Source organism: Exiguobacterium sp. s189, from assembly GCF_018617615.1.
In the GTDB taxonomy this organism is placed as follows: Bacteria; Bacillota; Bacilli; order Exiguobacteriales; family Exiguobacteriaceae; genus Exiguobacterium; species Exiguobacterium aestuarii_A.
This window is the reverse complement of the sequence record NZ_JACSKM010000009.1, coordinates 78,585-94,152: the sequence shown is the minus strand read 5'-3', so window position 1 is coordinate 94,152 and position 15,568 is coordinate 78,585. Positions and strand designations below refer to the sequence as shown.

Annotated in this window: 20 protein-coding genes; 15 read left to right on the top strand and 5 right to left on the bottom strand. The window is 41.2% G+C overall.

Annotation, left to right across the window (positions count from 1 at the left end):
• Nucleotides 1-11: 11 nt before the first annotated feature.
• Together KNO99_RS11805 and KNO99_RS11800 are read right to left on the bottom strand one after the other, a co-directional pair.
• Complete coding sequence (locus KNO99_RS11805; RefSeq protein WP_015880600.1) at nt 12-221, bottom strand: YdiK family protein; 210 nt, start codon at nt 219-221, stop codon at nt 12-14.
• 16 nt (nt 222-237) lie between these two features.
• Nucleotides 238-933, bottom strand: coding sequence for a CPBP family intramembrane glutamic endopeptidase (locus KNO99_RS11800; RefSeq protein ID WP_084156048.1), 696 nt, complete (start codon nt 931-933; stop codon nt 238-240).
• 213 nt (nt 934-1,146) lie between these two features.
• Here KNO99_RS11800 and groES point away from each other — a divergent pair, with 213 nt between their 5' ends.
• From groES to KNO99_RS11785, 3 genes are all read left to right on the top strand, one after another.
• Nucleotides 1,147-1,431, top strand: coding sequence for a co-chaperone GroES (gene groES / locus KNO99_RS11795; RefSeq protein WP_214748804.1), 285 nt, complete (start codon nt 1,147-1,149; stop codon nt 1,429-1,431).
• 39 nt (nt 1,432-1,470) lie between these two features.
• On the top strand, nt 1,471-3,105 hold the full coding sequence (groL, locus tag KNO99_RS11790; protein ID WP_214697033.1) for a chaperonin GroEL: 1,635 nt from the start codon (nt 1,471-1,473) through the stop codon (nt 3,103-3,105).
• A 217-nt stretch (nt 3,106-3,322) separates the two neighbouring features.
• A complete protein-coding gene (locus KNO99_RS11785) occupies nt 3,323-4,618 on the top strand; it encodes a competence protein CoiA family protein (RefSeq protein WP_214748801.1) in 1,296 nt (431 codons plus the stop codon).
• 155 nt (nt 4,619-4,773) lie between these two features.
• Here KNO99_RS11785 and KNO99_RS11780 read toward each other — a convergent pair whose 3' ends face one another.
• A complete protein-coding gene (locus tag KNO99_RS11780; RefSeq protein WP_214748798.1) occupies nt 4,774-5,058 on the bottom strand; it encodes a hypothetical protein in 285 nt (94 codons plus the stop codon).
• Nucleotides 5,059-5,317: 259 nt separating this feature from the next.
• Here KNO99_RS11780 and KNO99_RS15375 point away from each other — a divergent pair, with 259 nt between their 5' ends.
• Genes KNO99_RS15375 through KNO99_RS11770 form a run of 3 tightly spaced genes read left to right on the top strand, consistent with a single transcriptional unit; the run spans nt 5,318 to nt 8,238 of the window.
• Entirely contained in the window at nt 5,318-5,668 is a 351-nt protein-coding gene (locus KNO99_RS15375) for a hypothetical protein (RefSeq protein WP_251131049.1), read from the top strand.
• Nucleotides 5,631-6,359 (top strand): HNH endonuclease, encoded by a 729-nt coding sequence (locus KNO99_RS11775; protein WP_251131048.1) that lies wholly within the window; start codon nt 5,631-5,633, stop codon nt 6,357-6,359. The genes KNO99_RS15375 and KNO99_RS11775 overlap by 38 nt, the downstream gene beginning before the upstream one ends.
• Nucleotides 6,346-8,238: a DUF2075 domain-containing protein gene (locus KNO99_RS11770; protein ID WP_214748795.1), complete on the top strand. Its 1,893-nt coding sequence runs from the start codon at nt 6,346-6,348 to the stop codon at nt 8,236-8,238. The genes KNO99_RS11775 and KNO99_RS11770 overlap by 14 nt, the downstream gene beginning before the upstream one ends.
• Before the next feature lie 6 nt (nt 8,239-8,244).
• On the opposite strand, the gene KNO99_RS11765 is transcribed toward KNO99_RS11770, so the two are convergent.
• Entirely contained in the window at nt 8,245-8,517 is a 273-nt protein-coding gene (locus KNO99_RS11765; RefSeq protein WP_214748792.1) for a hypothetical protein, read from the bottom strand.
• A 618-nt stretch (nt 8,518-9,135) separates the two neighbouring features.
• Here KNO99_RS11765 and KNO99_RS11760 point away from each other — a divergent pair.
• The 9 genes from KNO99_RS11760 (at nt 9,136) to KNO99_RS11720 (ending at nt 15,266) form a co-directional block, all read left to right on the top strand.
• Complete coding sequence (locus tag KNO99_RS11760) at nt 9,136-9,366, top strand: DUF2188 domain-containing protein (protein ID WP_214748789.1); 231 nt, start codon at nt 9,136-9,138, stop codon at nt 9,364-9,366.
• A gap of 80 nt (nt 9,367-9,446) precedes the next feature.
• Nucleotides 9,447-10,832, top strand: a complete 1,386-nt coding sequence (locus KNO99_RS11755; RefSeq protein ID WP_214748786.1) for a hypothetical protein — start codon at nt 9,447-9,449, stop codon at nt 10,830-10,832.
• Nucleotides 10,833-10,949: 117 nt separating this feature from the next.
• Nucleotides 10,950-11,897: a sugar-binding transcriptional regulator gene (locus KNO99_RS11750; protein ID WP_214748783.1), complete on the top strand. Its 948-nt coding sequence runs from the start codon at nt 10,950-10,952 to the stop codon at nt 11,895-11,897.
• A gap of 4 nt (nt 11,898-11,901) precedes the next feature.
• A complete protein-coding gene (rpiA, locus tag KNO99_RS11745; protein ID WP_214748779.1) occupies nt 11,902-12,591 on the top strand; it encodes a ribose 5-phosphate isomerase A in 690 nt (229 codons plus the stop codon).
• Nucleotides 12,588-13,556, top strand: a complete 969-nt coding sequence (locus tag KNO99_RS11740) for a Gfo/Idh/MocA family protein (protein ID WP_214748776.1) — start codon at nt 12,588-12,590, stop codon at nt 13,554-13,556. Before rpiA ends, KNO99_RS11740 begins: the two co-directional genes overlap by 4 nt.
• Nucleotides 13,540-14,061, top strand: coding sequence for a VOC family protein (locus tag KNO99_RS11735; RefSeq protein WP_214748773.1), 522 nt, complete (start codon nt 13,540-13,542; stop codon nt 14,059-14,061). The genes KNO99_RS11740 and KNO99_RS11735 overlap by 17 nt, the downstream gene beginning before the upstream one ends.
• Nucleotides 14,062-14,239: 178 nt before the next feature.
• Nucleotides 14,240-14,560 (top strand): nucleotide pyrophosphohydrolase, encoded by a 321-nt coding sequence (locus tag KNO99_RS11730; protein ID WP_214748770.1) that lies wholly within the window; start codon nt 14,240-14,242, stop codon nt 14,558-14,560.
• Nucleotides 14,557-14,751 carry a hypothetical protein gene (locus KNO99_RS11725; RefSeq protein WP_214748768.1) on the top strand — a complete coding sequence of 65 codons (195 nt, stop codon included), beginning with the start codon at nt 14,557-14,559 and terminating at the stop codon, nt 14,749-14,751. Before KNO99_RS11730 ends, KNO99_RS11725 begins: the two co-directional genes overlap by 4 nt.
• Nucleotides 14,752-14,801: 50 nt before the next feature.
• The gene (locus tag KNO99_RS11720) at nt 14,802-15,266 is read left to right on the top strand and encodes a hypothetical protein (RefSeq protein ID WP_214748765.1); all 465 of its coding nucleotides are present in this window, start codon (nt 14,802-14,804) and stop codon (nt 15,264-15,266) included.
• Nucleotides 15,267-15,272: 6 nt separating this feature from the next.
• Here KNO99_RS11720 and KNO99_RS11715 read toward each other — a convergent pair whose 3' ends face one another.
• Nucleotides 15,273-15,497 (bottom strand): hypothetical protein, encoded by a 225-nt coding sequence (locus KNO99_RS11715; RefSeq protein ID WP_074032549.1) that lies wholly within the window; start codon nt 15,495-15,497, stop codon nt 15,273-15,275.
• Nucleotides 15,498-15,568 lie beyond the last annotated feature (71 nt).

Here is a 15,568-nt window from a genome sequence, read left to right as displayed (position 1 = left end):
TCGGGGTTTCGTTATGCGGATTTGTCCGTGCCTTCTTTTTTGACTTTTCGGGCGAGTGCCAAGATTTGATACACTTTGAAAAAGTCGTAAGCGGCGACGGCGATGATGAAGTACGTCCAGAAGCTGAACCCATACTCTTGTACCGAGAAGTACGCGAGGACGGTGAACAACACACCGAACGAGAGACTGAAGAGCATCATCACTTTTAATTGTCGCGGCATAACTGCCACCTCATTTCTACATTAAAAATAGTACGAGCATCACGAGCGCGTTGTTGAACGCGTGGATGGCGATTGGCACGATTAATCGTCTCGTCTTCGCATACGCGTATGAGAACGCGAAGCTCATCGCGATATACACGAGGAACCGATTGTCTTGGTGGATGAGTGCGAATAGAATCGAACTGACCCCAAAAGCAATCCAGAACCCGAAGCGAGCGTTCAAGTTTCCGAACAAAATATGACGGAAGAGAATCTCTTCAATAATCGGTCCGAGCAAGACGACCGGCAAAATCATGAGTGGAATGACTTCCACCATCTCGGCGATATTTTGTGTGTTCATCGACTCGACCAGTTCACCAGAGATGGCCGTCTCAATCAAGTTCGCCACGATGACAAGTCCATATTGCATCAAAATCCCGAGCCCGATCCATTTGACCGTGTCGTTCAAGTTTGACTGGATGCCTTGCGCCTTGTATTGTTTCAAGTCCGGCCAGATGAGTAAAATCGACAGAACAATCGTCACACCGAATCCGATGGCGAGCCAGAGCCCGACGAACGTTTCTGTTAACCATTCCGGTCGCACTTCGCTAATCACGAGCGGGAACAGTTGGACGAACGCATATAGTAAAATCGGGGTGAGGTGCCGGAGACGAATGTTAGGCGCCATCGAAAAACGGGTATTTATCGATTGGTTTGAGTTTAATGTAGCCAATTCAACACGTCCTTAATCATAAGAATGAACCTACCTTTTTCTCATTGTAACAAATAAGTTCTCTTGACCGCGAGTAGGAGCATTTTTTGATGTTCCCCACTTGATTTTTTAATCGTCGCATACTACACTTATCAATGTTAGCACTCCTTTTAACTGAGTGCTAAAACCTTACGATACACATTACATCATTCATATTCGGAGGAGGGTTTTTCCATGTTAAAACCACTAGGCGATCGTGTCATCATCGAAGTCGTGGAGAAAGAAGAAAAGACGATCGGGGGCATCGTGCTTCCTGATACGGCGAAAGAAAAGCCGCAACAAGGGAAAGTCATCGCAGTCGGAACGGGCCGTGTGACAGACGAAGGCAAGCGTATCGCTCTCGACGTGAAAGAAAATGATTTGGTCATCTACTCGAAGTACGCAGGTACCGAAGTGAAGCATGATGGAAAAGAGTACTTAATCGTTCGCGAGAGCGACATTCTCGCAATCGTAGGCTAAGCACCATTATTCAAAAACTTTTTTAGGGGGAAATGAACGATGGCAAAAGATATCAAATTCTCAGAAGATGCACGTCACGCGATGCTTCGCGGCGTCGACGCACTCGCTGACGCAGTCAAAGTAACGATTGGACCAAAAGGACGTAACGTCGTCCTCGAGAAGAAATTTGGTTCGCCACTCATCACGAACGATGGCGTGACAATCGCGAAAGAAATCGAACTCGAAGACCGCTTCGAAAACATGGGCGCGAAACTCGTTGCTGAAGTCGCGTCGAAGACGAACGAAGTCGCAGGGGACGGTACGACAACAGCGACAGTCCTCGCACAAGCGATGATTCGTGAAGGGCTCAAAAACGTCACAGCGGGCGCGAACCCGATGATCCTTCGTAAAGGAATCGACAAAGCGGTGCGTCGCGCACTCGAAGAATTGAAATTGATTTCAAAACCGATCGAGTCAAAAGAAGCGATCGCACAAGTCGCAGCCATCTCGGCAGCTGACGAAGAAGTCGGCGAATTGATCGCAGAAGCGATGGAGCGCGTCGGTAACGACGGTGTCATCACCATCGAAGAATCACGCGGCTTCACGACTGAACTCGACGTCGTCGAAGGGATGCAGTTCGACCGTGGCTACCTTTCACCTTACATGATCTCAGATTCTGACAAGATGGAAGCGTCACTCGACAACCCGTACATCTTGATCACAGACAAGAAAATCTCGAACATTCAAGAAATCATCCCAGTGCTCGAGCAAGTCGTGCAACAAGGGAAGCCGATCTTGATCGTCGCAGAAGACATCGAAGGCGATGCTCTCGCGACACTCGTCTTGAACAAACTCCGTGGTACGTTCAATGCAGTAGCCGTCAAAGCACCAGGATTCGGTGACCGTCGTAAAGCGATGCTTGAAGACCTCGCGACACTAACAGGTGGTCAAGTCATCACAGAAGACCTCGGTCTCGATCTCAAATCAGCATCACTCGACATGCTCGGTCGCGCATCGAAAGTCGTCGTCACAAAAGACACAACGACTGTCGTCGAAGGTGCAGGGAACGAAGAAACAATCAAAGCACGCGTTCAAACGATCCGTAACCAAATCGAAGAGACAACGTCTGACTTCGACCGTGAAAAACTCCAAGAGCGTCTCGCGAAACTCGCAGGTGGCGTAGCCGTTGTTAAAGTCGGTGCAGCTACGGAGACAGAGCTCAAAGAGCGTAAACTCCGCATCGAAGACGCACTCAACGCGACACGTGCAGCAGTTGAAGAAGGAATTGTTGCGGGTGGTGGTACATCACTCATCAACGTCATCCCAGCCGTTCGTGCGCTCCTTGCAGAAGTGACAGCGGATGAAGCGACAGGTGTCAAACTCGTCCTTCGTGCACTCGAAGCACCGGTTCGTCAAATCGCGGAAAACGCGGGTGAAGAAGGTTCGGTCATCGTCGAGAAACTCAAGAACGAGTCAGTCGGTGTCGGCTACAACGCGGCAACTGGCGAATACGTCGATATGATCGCACACGGAATCGTCGACCCAGCGAAAGTGACGCGTTCAGCTCTTCAAAACGCAGCATCTGTCTCAGCGATGTTCCTCACAACTGAGGCTGTCATCGCAGACAAGCCAGAAAAAGATGCTCCTGCAATGCCTGACATGGGCGGCATGGGTGGAATGGGCGGTATGATGTAAGTCATGCGCCTTCACAGGAACCATTCATCAGCGAAAGCTGGTGGGTGGTTTTTTTGTTGTCAGTGATGATTCAAAATGATTAAAGTCAGTTAACTACTCTTCTCTGTCAATTATATTTTTAAAACACCCTATATGTTATATAATGGAATTAATAAAACTTAAAAGTAATATAATGTATTTTGTTAATTCATTTTAATTAATTAGGGAGGGATTGATTTTGCAGGAAGCGATATATGAGGGAAAGAGCGTAACTTTATCAGTTTTATTAGATGAAAAGCGAGAAATTCGTGAACTGAAAAAAAGTTCGGATAAAGGGGCGTTTAGCTGCCCGTATTGTAATGAAACACTTTTTATTAAGTCTGGAGATAAGCGAAAATATCATTTTTCTCACAAGAAATTAAAGTCATGTGAACTTTCTATTATCGATTCTGAAAGTGACAAATATCAGGAGCAGATTAAACGAGAGTCAAAACAGCATTCGGTTATAAAGAACTTTATTCATGATGAACTGAAAGCTCAACAAAAAATAAATAAGGAACTCGAAGTTGAATACGGTTTTGTTGCAAAAGCGATTGAAAAGTGGCGTTACTATCCTGATATTATCGTAAAAAATGTGGATAAAGAAATTGCGATTACGGTGCTTACCAATGTGACACAAAATCGAGATGAAAAATTGGCTAAGCAAATTATTAAACGGAATACATACTTCAAAGAAAAGGGACTTATACCCATTTGGTTCATTGAAAATACAGAACAGTCGATTGATTTAAGTCGTCATGTGATTCACCTTTGGGAAGCTGAGTTAAATCTGGCGATGAAAACTCCTGAAGACTTAATGTGGGAAACATTATTGAATGAAACAGCGCGTGATCAATCCTTATTCGAACTATTTGATTATCATCACCAAAATACTCCGAATTCTTATAAGGTTCGAAGTCTTTACTATATCCAATCTAAAGAAGATAGTATCCAATTCTCTGTTCGACGCTTTATTGAAGATGAGCACAAAAATCCATTCCGAGCATTTGCCTTAAATGGAGGATATGAAATCAGTCTATCTACTGCCTTGTTGACTACTCAAACATTACAACTAAGCGATCCTAAAATCGAAATGCAGCTAAGAGATTCCTTTCTACAAGAATTGAAGCAGAAGAAAAATGAATATATAGCGAAACAAAAAGAAATCGAAGACGCAAATAGAGCTGAATTACTAAACAAGCGTTACGATTCATCAAAACGCCAAGTTAGCTCGAAGAATTTTCTATCAAAACCCTATTTTCGAACGGCAATTTTAGAATATATCAAAACTTGTAGGTTAAGATTGATAAATGCTGACGATGTAGCAGAGTATCTAGTGCTCAATGGTGCTTCAAATGAGCCTTACAATACAGGACGCTACAAAATTTACTCAGACGTCTGTGCTTGTCTTGATCAATTAGTCGAAGAGAACGTAATTGAACTTTCGTCAACGGGCGGGCAACGAGATAGAACGTATGCTGTAAAAACTATATAAAATCATTAAAATGCCTAGAAAGAGCAAAGTATAGAAGCGAATCCGAAATGACGTGTTTGATAACAGACTCTGTTTGTTTGAGGGTATTAAATGAAAATTCAAATCACCTATACATTTCAATCTTGAGATGTATAGGTAACGTATTGTTTAAAACATTATTGGGCTTGTTTTCCTTCGAAAAGTCGTTGTAGAAAAAAGTTTTCCTTCTCTGAGCGAAGACCTTGAAGATACTCCAAATAGTCAATTTTTTGAATCGAACCAACGGAACGCTTTTTTGTTCCTGGCATTTCAGTGATGATTTCCATCACGTCGACCGTGGTCGAACCGCTAGGCATTACTAGATATCTTGCTACACTAATTTCTTTTCCTTTACCTACATGTCCATAGCGCACAACTGCTTTCCAATAGGACCATTCTGTAATCGCCTCATCAGTATTCATAACATCTCATCCCTTCTTCTAATGTTCATCGAATTGAAAACGAATATTTAACCAAGTCATTAAGTTGATTGTAGAAAAAGAACGATAATAAGGTATGTAATAAAATTGACTAAGGTTAATATTTTATGAGGTGTAGTCAAAAGTGCAACAGACAAAAGTTGAAAGACGAAAAATCAAGCAGTGGCCTCGTGTAGGATAAAGTTACGACGCACCTATATTAATTCATGATTTAATTTCTAACAGAGAAGGAGAGTTTGAAATGGCCACACCGATTACAATTTTTAAAAATAATCAGAGACTAAGGGAAGAGTCGAATATTCAATTAGCAGCAACATTCTTCTCAGACCTTTTAAATTTAAGTAAGTCGAAATGCTTTAACGCAATTGAGAGAGGCTATACATATAACATTCCATTTTTTGACCAAGAGGATGAGTATCGATTTATTGCTCCAAAGGATATTGCATTAAAGAGAAGGATTGAATTAGAAGAGAGAGACCATCATAATGCCCGTCGGATTTGGCTCATCCCAGCAAATCCGAATGAATATGACTTAGAGAGTGCTTTCGGTCGATATGATTTTTTTACATTGGAGACGGTCCTTCAACTATGAAAATGGGGACATCCTATTTATCAATCTGTCTGGCCATATTCAGAAAGTACGTTATAAAGTTGAAGTAATTGAAGGGGTTGTGCGCTCTTCAGATGTGAGTTATGATCGTACATTTCGGAAAGGTGAAGTTCAGTTTGAGGATTCTAAAGAATTGGACTGGTCTCGCATTCGTTTGTTAGACGAAGTAGACACTGACCTATTGTCTTTAGAATATTTGCGAGAATATGGGCTGAAAGGGAATATTCAAGGATCGATGAAGTTGACGGGAGAATTGAAAGACTACATCACTTCGTTTTTCGACAAAGATTTAACAGCTGGGTATTATGCAGACGAAGTACCAGAATCATTAGAAGAAAGAAAACGAAAAGTCGTTACAGTTAATACGTATGAACGTAATCCGCTTGCATGTAAAAGGTGCATGGAGTACTACGGGGTGAGCTGTCAGGTTTGCCAAATCGACTTCGAAAAAATATATGGTGAAGTCGGTAGAGATTTTATTCATGTGCATCATATTAAACCACTTCATGACATAGGACAGAATTATGTGGTAGATCCAATAAATGACTTAAGACCGGTTTGTCCAAATTGCCATGCGATGCTACATCGAAAAGAAGGTGGCGAGTACTTAACGATTGAACAGCTGAAAAATAGAATAAAATCTAACCTTGGAGGAAATCATGATCATTTATAACGAACCGAAGTACATGTTTGTAGAGCACATTTTAGAAAAAGAAATTAGTTATATCCTTAGCAAAAACATCGAAGAAAAAATGAATCGACGCGTTAGTGCTTCCGAGATGACTTCCTGGGAAAACTCACTTTCAGAAATGATGCGAGTCATTCGAGGAGAATCGATACCTGATGACGTTAATATTCTTCTTGAGTTTAATTTACCATCAACTCAAAAACGAATTGATTTCATTATTGCGGGGAAAGATGTGGATGGTCAAAAGAATGCGATTATTATAGAGCTAAAGCAATGGACGAAGGCTGATCTCGCTGAAGGAGATGGTATTGTTCAAACCGCATTTCACGGGAGAACCCAATCGACCGTCCACCCGTCTTATCAAGCTTTATCGTATCGCCGGTACTTAGAAAATTATCTCGAATCAGTAGATCCGATCGAGTCTGATATAACACTTGATTCATGCGCTTATTTACATAATTATATTCGGTCAAGGAAACATGAAAATGAACCTTTATTGAATGATCGATACAGCCATTATTATAAGGAAGCACCGATTTATTTCAAAATGGATGACCTTCGTTTAGCTGATTATGTAACGAAACGAGTCGGTGCCGGTCAAGGGTCAGAAATCGCGTCAGAAATTGAGACAGGAAAACTGAGACCTTCCAAAAAATTAGTAGAAACATTAAATCTAATGTTTGAGGGGAACGAAGAGTTCATTTTGTTAGATGAACAGAAAGTTGCCTATGAACAGATTTTAACGATTTATACTGAGCATGTGTTACATACGGACGAGAAGCATGTTGTATTAATTAAAGGTGGACCAGGGACTGGGAAATCTGTAATCGGTTTAAACGCTTTAAAGGCACTAGTGAATGAGCAGGCATTAGTCGAGTATATAACGCCGAATGCAGCTTTCCGAGAAGTCTTACGAAAAAAACTAGTAAGACAAAAGAGCATGATTGAAATTCGAGATATGTTTAAAGGTTCCGGCTCTTACGTAGATACTCAAATGAATAAAATTGACGTATTAGTTTGTGATGAGGCGCATCGATTAAAAAATCATGGACATATGCAACGAAAAATTAAAGGAGAGAATCAAGCGACTCAAATTATTCGGAGTGCGAAAATGAGTGTTTTCTTTATTGATGATGAGCAAATGATTTCGAAGAAAGATATTGGGTCATATTCATTGATTAAAGAGGAAGCCAAGAAGCAAAATGCTATTATTCACGAATTAACATTGGATTCTCAATTTCGATGCGGTGGATCAGGTAACTATATTGAATGGATAAATAGATTTTTTAATAATGAAGAGGATATTGAATTAGACGGGTCATATGACATTCAAGTGCTAGACTCACCACAGGAATTAATTGATGAGGTCGTGTCGAAACGTGACGGTCGCGTTACGGCAGGGTATGCATGGAGTTGGACGAAAGAACGATTAAACGGACAGCTTGTTGCAGATGTACAGATTCCCGAGCATGATTTCGCAATGCCTTGGAATGATTCAAAACGTTTAGACTGGGCTATTCATCCAGATGGACGTGAACAGATTGGGTGCATTCATACAGTACAAGGATTAGAAATGACATATGCAGGAGTAATCATCGGTCCTGATTTAGGTTATGATCCACAATCAAGACAATTGATTGTACGGCGAGAAGAATTCAAAGATAGTGGGGCTAGACCGGCAAAACCGAAGAAGAATGAAATGGACGCTCTTGAGCGGCTCGTGAAAAATACGTATCGCACATTAATGACTCGGGGGATGAAGGGGTGTTATGTGTATTGTTGTGATCCTGAACTTCAAAAGTATTTTAAGCAGCGGATAGCTTTTACGAGTAATGAATATGAAAATGTAACTAGAGAAGTTTGACTCTAGTTACATTTTTCTTTCGGTTAAAAAGTTAGAATGATCAATCAAGTAGACGTGGACAGGTTTTGATAATGACTCAAACGTATCACTATCAATAATAGTGTCTCTAGAAAGCAACACAATATATCTTCCATCACCATTTGGATACTCTGAGTAGTAATCCACAATATCTAAGGGATGGAATACATGTTTTATCTGACGACCATTTTTAAATTCAAAAGGAAAATTTATTTCGTTTGTAAATGAAAACGGAATCATTAATTTGTTGGCATTAAACATGAAGGAAGATCTCATTTCAATTAAAAGGACAAATTGAGCAAGCTACGTTCAGTCGATGAACTTGCTAAAACGTATTGCTTTATTTCAAGAAGAAGTACTATCTATGAAACGAAGGGTTATTTTTTTACAGGCAGCAAATGAAGGACGAAAACTAGAGACACTATTAATTACTGAATCAAAGAAGTCAAATCAATCATTATTAAGGATTGTGACACATTAGGATTTAGCAAATTTTGAATAGTTGTGTTCTTTAATAAACTATATATTGTGTTCAATTATATAATTTTATTTATTTTAAAACTATATATAGAATATCCGCTTTATTTTTTCTGGATATAGTGGTACGTTGATAATACGAACGAATGATCTGTTTTTATAGAAGGCGGTGATAGATTGAAACGTATCACGGTAAAAATTAATCGAAAAATTTTAAAAAGAAATATTCGGGCAGTTGAGAAAAAAATTAATCGTGAGATAAAAAAGAAATAAAAAAAGTCAAGTGAGTTTTGCAGAACTCGCTTGACTAGCTATAAAAAGACTAGTTTATTTTATCAGATAAAACTTTGAATATAAATAGATGATTCGTTCGTAATCTATTATCAAAGGAGATGATATTCAATGAGTAAAGGAAAGAATCAACATGTGACTCCACATAAGGATGGCGGCTATCAAGTGAAAGGTGCTGGAAATCAAAAAGCAACAAAGACATTTGATACACAGCGAGAAGCGATTAACTTTGGAAGAAATATTGCTATGAACCAACAGTCTGAGCTCGTCATTCATAACAAGCAAGGGAAAATTCGTGAAAAAAACACTTACGGATTTGATCCATATCCACCGAAAGGCTAAAAATAGTTGAACTTGAATGGTGTGTCTGATGGCACATCATTCTCTGTACAGTTAAGGGAATTTTATCATAGGAGGACTTTATGCAAACAAGTGAGTATATTTTACGGAACTTTCGCCGTGGAGAGTTAATTATTTTATATTACAGCGATGTGCTGAAACTATTTCCACATTTTGAATATAACGTTCAAAAGTCGATTAAAAAATACAATTTGCTTGAAAGTGAGAATACGTCAACCTCGCCTTCCTATACATGTGCAATCCCTTCTAATTTGGAAAAGTCTTTTGGACAACTATATAATGATGCACTTACTGAATTTAAGTTTGATATTCCAATCTCATTGAATTCTAATGAAGAATTGAAGTGCCATTTGTGCAATACGAAATTAAAGAGACAGAAAGTAAAGATGACAAAACGGAAAAATGATAAATTTTTCTTCATTGGAGTAGATTGTGCCAAGCAGTACGCGAATGAAGAGTATCGAAAATCGATTGATGCTGAGTATCGTCTACTACGAGAAGTTGAACTCAATGACATATTGGGGGACATTCTTATGAAAGTAAAATTGGCAGAACAAGAATATAAGTCATCTATTTATCAAATGCCAGTTTTTCTTCAAAATCAGCTAAGAGAATCACAGATAGCAGTATCAAAAAGAACGGAAAAGTTAAAATCGAAAAAACAGCCTATTCAAAAAGAAGAATCAGCTGTGAGAGTTATAGAAGATCATCTAACTCAAATACTGTTTATTTATGATGACTTTACAAAACATGTGCGATACGCACCACGTGCAAATACATACAAAATTACAAAAGCAATGCATCATGAGATGCAAAAGAATAAATTCTTTATAGACAAAATGTTAGATCATCCGATTACCAATGGTTATTTACCGATTAGGTATTGGTATCAAGTGAATGAACCCGAATTTTCTCAAGATATCATAAACCAATTGATGCAATCCGAGTTTTTAAAACACTATGATTTTCAGTACAACTTAACGAAACGTCTCTACAATTTGTTACCTAAGAGTAATCAGGCAAACCAATACGGTGAGGTCGAGATTACCCATTATTCTTTTGTAAACTTGTTGTTAAAAGGGAAGAAAAATCAATTAATCTTTAGTGATATTTTATCTGCTTCTCGCTTTTATAAGTTGAACAGTATCATTCGATTTTTGACTAAAATACAGCCACTACTTCATTCGAAAAAATATGAACTACTATTTTATTCAAAACGAGATCATGAGCTTTATCTCAAGAAAAGTGGTTCAAATTCCTATTATAAAATTGAATGGTCCATTAACGTAGAACGACAATTAAAGAAATTGTGGTTAAATCCTTCTAAGATGGATTTAGAAAGTATTTTGCCTGCAAAAATGCGAGAAAAGCAATGGCGCACAGCAATAGAATTTTTACTAGAAGCAGAAAGAAGAGAAGAGACTCAGTTGATCCGTTTTAATAAATAGATTAAGTACGAACCCCGCGTCACGACATCGATCGTGACGCGTTTTTTGTGTCTTTTTTATCTTGATTTGCACAATTGTTCATTAAATTGTACATTTGTGCAAAAGGGGTGTGGCTGAATGTCAGAAGAACTGAAAAGGCTTTACGAAGTAGCGCACTTGTATTACGAACAGAATCAAACACAACACCAAATTGCAGAGACGCTCGATGTCAATCGGGCGACCATCAGTCGTATGTTGAAACGGATTCGGGAATTAGGAATCGTGAAGTTCAAAATCGATTATGATCGCTATCAATCGATTGACGTGGCAGTCCAACTGAAAGAGCGGTTTGGTCTAAAACATGTCATCCTTGTACCTGAAAAGTTAGGACAACGTGAAGAGACGTTACAACGTATGGGGGAAGCGTGCGCAACATACGTCGAGTCGATGGTGACCGAGGACGATGTGATCGGCTTTTCTTGGGGAACAGCACTCGCTGCCGTTGTGGAAGCATTCACACCGAAAGAAGCGTATTCAACTATCCAATGTGTGCCACTCATCGGTGGACCGGACGGAAAGCTCGAAAGTCGTTTCCATGCGAACACGTTAGCGTATGACGCCTCACGGAAATGGCGTGGACGTTCTAAACTTATCGACGTTCCTGCTATTTTACCGAATGCCGCCATCAAACAAGCATTGACGCAGTCAACACATGCTCAGGAAGTCGTGGAGCTGTGGGGACGGATGAACATCGCCCTCTTTGGAATCGGTTCGGCCCAACTGAACCAGGAATCCAACTGGTTGGCCTTCTATGGTCAAACGTTTACCGAAGAAATGAACGAATTCCAAATCATCGGAGATCTTTGCTCGCACTTCTATAATCAAAATGGAGAGACCGTGACCACTTCGTTATCGGATCGAACAGTCCATATTGAGTATCAACAACTCGCTAAGGTGCCGCTTAAAATCGGAGTGGCCTATGGAAGTGAGAAAGTAGAGGCGATTCGAGTCGCCGCCGAGCATCGATTGATTGATGTCATCGTGACAACTGAACGCACGGCCCAACAACTGTTACAGGGGGAATGAACAGATGGATGTGAAAGAGAAGTGTGCGGAAGCCGCGCTCCCTTGGATTGAATCGGGGATGACAATCGGTCTTGGGGGTGGCAGTACGATTCAACACCTCATCAATATGATTTATGCGAATGAACTGGACGTGACAATCGTGACACCTTCTTTTGTCACACGACGTGCTTGTCTGGAAAAAGGGCTTCGGGTTGTCGAGACGGGGGATGTCTCGCTGATTGACCTTGCTTTTGACGGTTGTGACCAAGTTGATACACGACACCACGCCTTAAAGAGTGGAGGCGGGATTCATACGGAAGAAAAACTCATTGCGACAATGGCGCAGCGGTATGTACTACTAGTGGATGATTCTAAATTTGTTGAACGATTGACGTTTGATCATCCGGTTGTCTTAGAGGTTCTTCCACAAGCATTCACTTATGTGAGCGAGAAAGTCCGAGAGCTCCCATGGGTGGAATCTCTACAAGTTCGTCAAAGTTTGAACAGTGATGGGGCCTTGGTGACCATGAACGGAAACCGATTACTCGACGTGGTCGTCCACCCGTCTGAAGATCCAATTGAGGTGCATCACCAGTTATCTCAAGTACGTGGCGTGGTTGATACGTCCTTGTTCACAGATGTCGTCACGCACGTCATCGTTGCATCGGATCACGATACAGTCGTCTATTCAACAGAAACGGGGGAAGTGAAATGAAGCGATGGGGAATCATTGGACCAGGTGCGATTGCGACAGAATTCGCTCAAGCACTCGCACAATCAGATGGTATTGCCTACGGGGTATGGGGACGAGATGTAGAAAAAGCTGAACAATTTGCGCAAGAATATGGTGTGAGACATGTGTACCAAACGTTAGATGAGATGTTGTCTTCACCTGACATCGACATCGTCTACGTGGCGACACCTCATCACCTCCATTATTCGATGATGAAACAAGCCATCGCACATGGAAAACATGTCCTTTGCGAAAAAGCCATCACACTAAACAGTGAAGAGCTGGAGAACATTCAACGTCTGGCTGATGATCAAGGGGTGATTGTGCTCGAAGCGATGACGATTTATCATATGCCGCTCTTTGAAGAGTTGAGACGGCGTGTTCAGGAAGGTGCAATCGGACGAGTCAATATGATTCATGTGACGTTCGGCAGTTATAAAGAAGATGATCCGTCTAACCGATTCTTCAATCCAGAATTGGCTGGGGGTGCGATGCTCGATATCGGAACGTACGCCTTATCGTTCGCTCGAAATTTCTTAGACGAAGAAGTAGTGGACGTGTTGACGACAATGAAGCCATACAAAACCGGGGTCGATGAACAATCAAGTACGATCCTTCGTACGGATTCTGATCAAATGGTGAACATTACCCTTGCGATGCGCACGAAGTTACCGAAGCAAGGCGTAGTCGCTGGAGAAGACGGGTACATTACCGTCAATTCGTTTCCTCGTGCAACGGAGGCGACCATCACGTATACGAAAGATGGCTCGGTTGAGACCGTTCAGCTTGGGGAGACGGAGCAGGCATTACGCTATGAAATCGACGCGATGCATCGTGTCATTTCTGGTGAATCTGACGAGACGCGACTTTATTCACGGGATGTTATGACGTGGATGGATCGGATCCGTCAACAATGGAAGGGGACTCATCATGAACAGAGGAATTGATCACATCGGAATGACGGTGCCTTCTATTGAGGAGGCAACTACTTTTTTGAAAGATGCGTTCCACGCTGAGATTTGCTACGACGTACAACGTCCAGAAGATGAGCCGATGGAAGGGAAAGAGGCGGAGCAGCAACTGGACTTACCAGACGGACAACAAATTATCCATATGCGGCTGCTTCAAATCAAATCAGGACCGTCTATCGAGTTATTTCAAGTCGCAAGAGTAAATGAAACCGAACCGACAGGAATCTCATCGTACGGTTTACATCATTTCGCGATTTATGTGGATGATATGCAAGAGGCGGCTCAGCGCTTTGAACGTGCAGGTGGACAGTTGTTGTCGAAACCGCATCCGTTAGCCGGTGTCGAAGACAATGGGAATAACCAAGGTGTGTATGGGAAGGCACCATGGGGATCGCTCATCGAGCTGATTGCCTATCCGGATGGAATTGATTATCCTACGTCGAGTGAACAGGAGCGTTGGACACCGGCGGAACATAAATGAGTGTATATGAAAAGAATCGCCCGTTCTCAGGCGATTCTTTTTTAGTCCGTATTATTTATCATTTACAAAAATTATTAGGAGCATATGTGAACAGAAAAAAGCATAATAAAGTGCCATCTTTTGGTAATATGGAATTATGTTTAATGAGAGCAAAATTGTGAATGAGGACGTGGAGAACATGAACGAAGTGCAACGATTAATGGACGAGGTCATTAAATTCCGTGATGAGCGTGACTGGGCGTTTCATCATAACCCGAAAGACTTGGCACTCTCCCTATCGCTTGAGGCGAGTGAGTTACTTGAAGTATTCCAGTGGATCTCGAGTGAAGAAGCGCTTGAGACGAAAAAGATGGAGATGGAAGAGGAGCTTGCTGACGTGTTGATTTACGCGTTGACATTCGCTCATGCTGCTGACATCGATGTTTCAAAAGCGATTGAAGACAAGCTTGTGAAAAACGCAGTGAAGTATCCGATTTTGAGTGCAGAAGATTCACGATGAAGTCGAATCATCGATTGCTATTCGTCATGTATCTTGGAGCAGGCATATTGAGTTTGGTTCTCTTTCTTGCGATCCCCTTATTCCACATAGAACGTGCAAACTGGATGAACGTCATGTTCCCACTATTAACAATCATTTGGTTTGCGAATGCGTTTGTGCATTGGAGACGGATGAAGCAGAATAAAGCTTAATTAAATCGATTGTAGCCATAGAAAATCAATTGAGTGAAAAGGAGATAACGATGTCACACGAGGAACGTCTAGATGAGTTAAGTCGAAGCCATATTCATGCCATTCATTTGAGTTTCATTTTTTCCGTGATTTTTATTATGAGTGGATTGCTGGTTTGGTGGTTAGGGTGGCTCACCGCTATTCAAACATTGTTTGGAAGTGTATTGCTCGCTCCACTCCTTTTGATGCTTCCGATGTGGAAACGCACACAGACGTTGCTACGTTTCAATGAGGACGTTGCATATCGTCATATCGTGTGGCTTGAGTTGATTTGCGCGCTGATTGTCGTGCTTTTAAATATTGGGATTGCGATTGCAATCATCGTTACCGAAATATATAGCTTCACGATTATTTCGTTCTTATCGATGTTCGTTGTGTCGATGATATCCAGACATGTTGATCAGCGGATGAAGCAACATGACCCGGAACATGTGACCTATTCAGATATGGCTCGATATAAGACAAAACGCAGTTGACCTGAGTCAGCTGCGTTTTGTGTTCGAGTCCAATTGTTGTTCGATTCGATCGAGACGTTCAATTAACACTCGAAACTGTTCAGTGTTTTGACGCTCCAATTCAAGTTTTTCTGCTGCGCGTTTTTCAAATCGATTGACCACTTTGACAAGCCATACAATTCCGAAGACAATGGCGATGATGGGTAAGAAAAACGCAAGACTTGCGAATAATGAACTGATGATGATATTCACGAGAACTTCCTCCTTTACCTGTACACTCCATTATACTTCCAAATACATCCATCGTGACAGGGGCGACAGTA

Bases quoted from the DNA above. Each gene is read 5' to 3' on its own strand.
- KNO99_RS11805 (WP_015880600.1), bottom strand. From the start codon at position 221: ATGCCGCGACAATTAAAAGTGATGATGCTCTTCAGTCTCTCGTTCGGT.
- groES (WP_214748804.1), top strand. From the start codon at position 1,147: ATGTTAAAACCACTAGGCGATCGTGTCATCATCGAAGTCGTGGAGAAA.
- groL (WP_214697033.1), top strand. From the start codon at position 1,471: ATGGCAAAAGATATCAAATTCTCAGAAGATGCACGTCACGCGATGCTT.
- KNO99_RS11780 (WP_214748798.1), bottom strand. From the start codon at position 5,058: ATGAATACTGATGAGGCGATTACAGAATGGTCCTATTGGAAAGCAGTT.
- KNO99_RS15375 (WP_251131049.1), top strand. From the start codon at position 5,318: ATGGCCACACCGATTACAATTTTTAAAAATAATCAGAGACTAAGGGAA.
- KNO99_RS11775 (WP_251131048.1), top strand. From the start codon at position 5,631: ATGATTTTTTTACATTGGAGACGGTCCTTCAACTATGAAAATGGGGAC.
- KNO99_RS11770 (WP_214748795.1), top strand. From the start codon at position 6,346: ATGATCATTTATAACGAACCGAAGTACATGTTTGTAGAGCACATTTTA.
- KNO99_RS11765 (WP_214748792.1), bottom strand. From the start codon at position 8,517: ATGTTTAATGCCAACAAATTAATGATTCCGTTTTCATTTACAAACGAA.
- KNO99_RS11760 (WP_214748789.1), top strand. From the start codon at position 9,136: ATGAGTAAAGGAAAGAATCAACATGTGACTCCACATAAGGATGGCGGC.
- KNO99_RS11755 (WP_214748786.1), top strand. From the start codon at position 9,447: ATGCAAACAAGTGAGTATATTTTACGGAACTTTCGCCGTGGAGAGTTA.
- KNO99_RS11750 (WP_214748783.1), top strand. From the start codon at position 10,950: ATGTCAGAAGAACTGAAAAGGCTTTACGAAGTAGCGCACTTGTATTAC.
- rpiA (WP_214748779.1), top strand. From the start codon at position 11,902: ATGGATGTGAAAGAGAAGTGTGCGGAAGCCGCGCTCCCTTGGATTGAA.
- KNO99_RS11740 (WP_214748776.1), top strand. From the start codon at position 12,588: ATGAAGCGATGGGGAATCATTGGACCAGGTGCGATTGCGACAGAATTC.
- KNO99_RS11735 (WP_214748773.1), top strand. From the start codon at position 13,540: ATGAACAGAGGAATTGATCACATCGGAATGACGGTGCCTTCTATTGAG.
- KNO99_RS11730 (WP_214748770.1), top strand. From the start codon at position 14,240: ATGAACGAAGTGCAACGATTAATGGACGAGGTCATTAAATTCCGTGAT.
- KNO99_RS11725 (WP_214748768.1), top strand. From the start codon at position 14,557: ATGAAGTCGAATCATCGATTGCTATTCGTCATGTATCTTGGAGCAGGC.
- KNO99_RS11720 (WP_214748765.1), top strand. From the start codon at position 14,802: ATGTCACACGAGGAACGTCTAGATGAGTTAAGTCGAAGCCATATTCAT.